3 protein-coding genes are annotated in these 4,588 nt (G+C 53.4%); all 3 read right to left on the reverse strand.

What is annotated here, in order from left to right:
* Nucleotides 1-2,773: nitrate- and nitrite sensing domain-containing protein (locus ABJQ89_RS14190; RefSeq protein ID WP_348496842.1), on the reverse strand; the 2,773-nt coding region annotated here is incomplete at its 3' end.
* A 178-nt stretch (nt 2,774-2,951) separates the two neighbouring features.
* Nucleotides 2,952-3,470 carry a redoxin domain-containing protein gene (locus tag ABJQ89_RS14195; RefSeq protein ID WP_348405843.1) on the reverse strand — a complete coding sequence of 173 codons (519 nt, stop codon included), beginning with the start codon at nt 3,468-3,470 and terminating at the stop codon, nt 2,952-2,954.
* Between the two features lie 81 nt (nt 3,471-3,551).
* On the reverse strand, nt 3,552-4,588 hold a 1,037-nt coding region (locus ABJQ89_RS14200; RefSeq protein WP_348496843.1), incomplete at its 5' end, for a TRAP transporter large permease subunit.

Here is a 4,588-nt window from a genome sequence, read left to right on the forward strand (position 1 = left end):
CGGTGGTTTCTTCGACCATAGCAGCATTGTGTTGGGTCGTTTGATCCAGAGATACCACAGCGGTGTTGATCTCGTGAAGTGCAGTCGCTTGTTCGCGGGTTGCGTTTGTGATGGTTCCAACAAGATCACCAGTAGATGATACGCGAGTCATTATAGCTTCTAACGCATCCCCGGCTTTCTTGACCAGTTCTACACCTGCTGCAACATGCGCATCACTAGAAGTCGTTAGAGTAGAAATATCTCTTGCCGAATCCGAAGCTCTTTGGGCTAGCGCTCGCACTTCAGATGCGACAACTGAAAAGCCCCGTCCTGCCTCTCCTGCACGTGCGGCTTCCACACCGGCATTCAACGCGAGGAGATTGGTCTGGAACGAAATTTCTTCGATGACATTCATGATCTTTGCGACTTCCGCGGACGAGTTAGCGATCTCACTCATAGCTTTGACCACCTCGCGGACTGTTTCGCCGCCGGCTTCGGCACTCGTGCGCGCGGCGACAACAGCTGCATCGGCCTCTTTCGCACTTTCTGCACTGGATTTAACAGTAGCTGTCAGTTGCTCAAGCGCTGCAGCAGTTTCTTCCAATGTCGCGGCTTGACCCTCAGTGCGGCTGGCCAACTGGGTCGCTGCCGAGCTCACTTCAGTGGCATTTTCGGACACGCCAGTTACGGTTTGATCAACGCTTTGGATCAATCCAGATAAACGTTCAACTGCTTCATTGAAATCTACGCGCAGGCGTTCATATTCATCGTCGAATGTAACGGAAATCTGGCACGTTAGATCACCCTCGGACATCCTATTTAGGCTTGATGCCAACTCGCGCACAACAGTCTCGCGTGCGGCCTCATCTTTTACACGTTCGTGTTCTATTCTTTGCTGCTCGTTCTCAGCTGATGTCACGTCCGCCGCTATAAGGACGATTTTAAACGGCTTGCCACTTCCGTCGACGATCGGTGTTAGGTTGCCTCTGAGCCACACGATATCGCCATCTTTGGTCGAAAATTGCAATTTCGCATACTGCACGTCCCCGTTTTTGAGGTTGGTCCAGATTGCCTGTTGCTCCGAGCGAGTGGGTTCATCGGGTGCCAGAAGCTCTGCGTGGGCACGTCCCTCCAAAGCCACGCCGTCCAACTGAAGCGATGTTTGGAAGCGATCATTTGCTTTTATGATGTCGCCATCCAATGTGTATTCAACCACGCACTGTTCACGGTCGATCGCCATAATGACGCCTGCATGCATGCGCTCTTGCGTCACATCGCGCCATTGAAGGATGTTCCCCGCATAGGAACCGTCTTCTGCTTGAACGTAAGTTGCGTTCAACTCCAGCTTGAGATCGCCAACCGAGATGTCGATCTGCCATGGCAATTGCGTAGGATCTGCCAAAATAGCGCGTTGATGATCCGGGCTTTTGTGGAGCTGATCTATCGGGTTTCCGACCAAGTTGTCTGCGTCAAAGTTCGGCCATGTTTCGGAGAGTATTTTGCTGTATTGACCGAACAGTTCCTTTGCCGCTTTGTTGTTTGCGGTCACGACCATATCTGGGTCAATAACCATCATGGCGGAGTTACTATCGTCAAAGGCAAAGCTCTTGGTAAACGCTTCTACAAGTTGGGCGTCGGCGGCTTGAAGGTCGCCTCGCATTGTATCGAGGGCTTGCGACAGAGTACCGACTTCAGATTTCAATGTCTTAGTTGTTATTTGGATATCAAAGTCTTTGTGTGCGATGCTATTCATCGCTTCGTTCAAACTGCCGACCTGTTTGGTGAAGCGTCCGGTGACGAAAAAAGCGGTTGCTACACTTATTAACAGCGATATGACTGCGGTTATTGAAAACGCGAGCAGATGGGAAATGGCAGTTTGATGTTCTAGGCCATTGAGCCTGTGGATCCCTTCGAGAAGAGAGAGTTCGACCTCTCTAAGCTTTTCGATCCAGGCAGTTGACGTTGCAAACCAATCTTGTCCGGTGACACCTTGCAGGTCACCAGTTGCCATAGAGTCAAGGGCGATTTGTCGAAGTTCTTCGAGAGCTTGAATTTCTTCAAATTGAGTGAGATCGAGACCAGGTATGGCTTCTTGTGCATAGAGAGTGGTTTGTGCCAATGCGAAGGTTTGTTGTGCCCCGGCTGCAACCAATCGCCGCAAGCCCACCATGCTGAATTCACCGCCGCCGAAACCAACTGCGCCCATTGCGCGTTCGACGCCTGCGCTTTCCTTGCCTTCGCTCAACGCAACGTAGCTAGCGCCCGCAAGGGCGATACTGCCGAGATGAATCTCTGCAAAAGTAACGTCATTGAGATGAAGGGCACTTTTGATCATTTTCGTATAGGTGGCGGCCAAATCAGGCACGGCCACATCCCGGGCAGAGACGGAGGCGCGTAAAGCCGGTAATGCTTCGAGAGTTTTGTCAATCTTGGCTGCCAAATCAGGGTAATCTTCTTCGATGACTTTGTGGACAGCCTCAAATTCTTCGAGGATATGGTCAACTTTTGCACGCTGCTCTGGCAGCACATCTTTGAAATTTTGCCCGTCGGAACCAACGAAACCTGCGGAATACCCGCGTTCTGCCTGAAGTTCGTGTATTAGTGCACTGATCACATCGGCATAGTCCAGCGAGGCCTCAACGTGATCCGTTGCACTTAGTTCGGCCATAGAGTTGACTACGCCAATAGTTGAAACTGAGGCTAATCCGACGAGGGGTATCGCCACGATGGCCAGGATTTGTTGACGTAGTTTCATAATTATATCCTTGTAGCTGCTAATAGCTCTATGCGGCACAAGGGTTAATTAAATGTAGATGGAAATTTAAACGGCGAGGATTGGTTAATGCCGTCTTACTGCCACAATAGGCAAGTGCGCCCCTTGTTGCGGTAAGGCTGCGGTTCAAAGCAGCGTTCATGTGCAGCAAGGGGCGAAGGCCATGGAATACGAAGCACCATGACCTTCGGGTTTGGTCTTAGACTGTGCCTCTGGCAGGGCGCTTGTGTTCAATGTTGAACTTCATTCCGTCCAACAATTCGTCCAGATCAGGGCGTGCAGCCGGGCCGTTTGACAGGCACACAACCTGGTTCACACCGTCTGGGCGTACGCAGAACACGGCAGGTTCGGCGAACCGGCGGTCTGTTTCATCGGGGGAAAGCGGGTCGGAGATATAGACGCCCAATTTTTCCATCTGGTCTTCGGTCAGGCCATAGCCGATGTCGAAGTTCCAACCGAACTCGGCAACGTCTTGTTGGGCTTTGCTTTCGGGATCCGCCGAAACAACAGCGACGTCAAAGCCGGCTGCTTCCCAATCCGCCACGCGGGTTTCCAGACCGTTCAGGTACTTTTTGCACCGGCCGCAGTGTTTGCCGCGATAAACGATGAAAAGCGTGTGACGCTCTTTTGCGCCGCCAACGGAGATAGTGCCACCGCCGAGTTTGTCGAAGGACATTTGTGGGAGGAGGCCGCCGGCCTCTGGTTTTGCGTTGATCATGAGTGAGCCTTTCGTAGGTTGAGTTAAAGGAGATTTTTGACGAGGGCCAAGCGAACCCGGCCCTCGCCAAGGGAGGTAACTTTAATGCAGCAGCAAGGTGGTGATCTCGGGGAATGCCATCATAACTGCGAGCACGAGGAGCTGGATGCCGATGAATGGCAAGAAGCCCTTGAAGATATCGGCCAAGGAAATGCCCGGAGGCGCCACCGATTTCAGATAGAACGCGGCGGGTCCGAACGGCGGGCTGAGGAAGCTGACCTGCATGTTGATGCAGAACAAGATCCCAAACCAGACCGAAACATGCGCCGGTGACAAGGTGCCCAGCAGGCCGATGTCAGTCGGGTCCATGCCCATCACGATTGGCAAGAACACGGGCATGACCAACAAGACGATCCCGATCCAATCCAGCAATGCGCCCAAGAACAGGAAGATCAGCATCATGACAAAGATCACGCCCATCGGTGGCACATCGAGACCAAGGATCAGACCGGCGATGAACGTCGGACCACCGGCCAGAGAATACGCACCGGCAAGGGCTGTGGCGCCAAAGGTCACCCACATGATGGTCCCTGTGGACCGCATGGTGCGTTGCAAGGCTTCGATGAACAAAGACCAGGACATTTCGCCGCGCAATGTGATCAGGATCAGCGTCCCGATGCACCCGATTGCGGCGGCTTCGGTGATGCCTGTGATCCCACCGTAGATCGACCCAAGGATCGCGCCGACAAGTATCATTGGCGGCAGCAGCCCTTTGAGAGCGATGATCTTGTCGCGCAAGGTCACCTCGTAGTCGAGCTCGGGCAGTGGGGCGTCTTGGGGGCGCAGTCGTGCACGGATCGCGATGTAGACGATATAGCTGAACCCCAACAGCAACCCAGGAATAAGCGCGGCCTTGAACAGCGCATGGATCGACGTTTCCGTGACCACACCGTAGATGATCAGGACAATCGAGGGCGGGATCATGGTGCCCAAAGACCCGGCGGCACAAATCGTTCCGCAGGCAAGGTGTTTGTCATAGTTCAGGCGCAACATCTGTGGCAGCGCTACAAGGCCCAGCAGGACGATTTCGCCGCCGATGATGCCCGACATTGCCGCCATGATCATGGCCATCACTGATG

It is taken from the genome of Planktotalea sp., from assembly GCF_039984035.1.
Classification (GTDB): Bacteria; Pseudomonadota; Alphaproteobacteria; order Rhodobacterales; family Rhodobacteraceae; genus Planktotalea.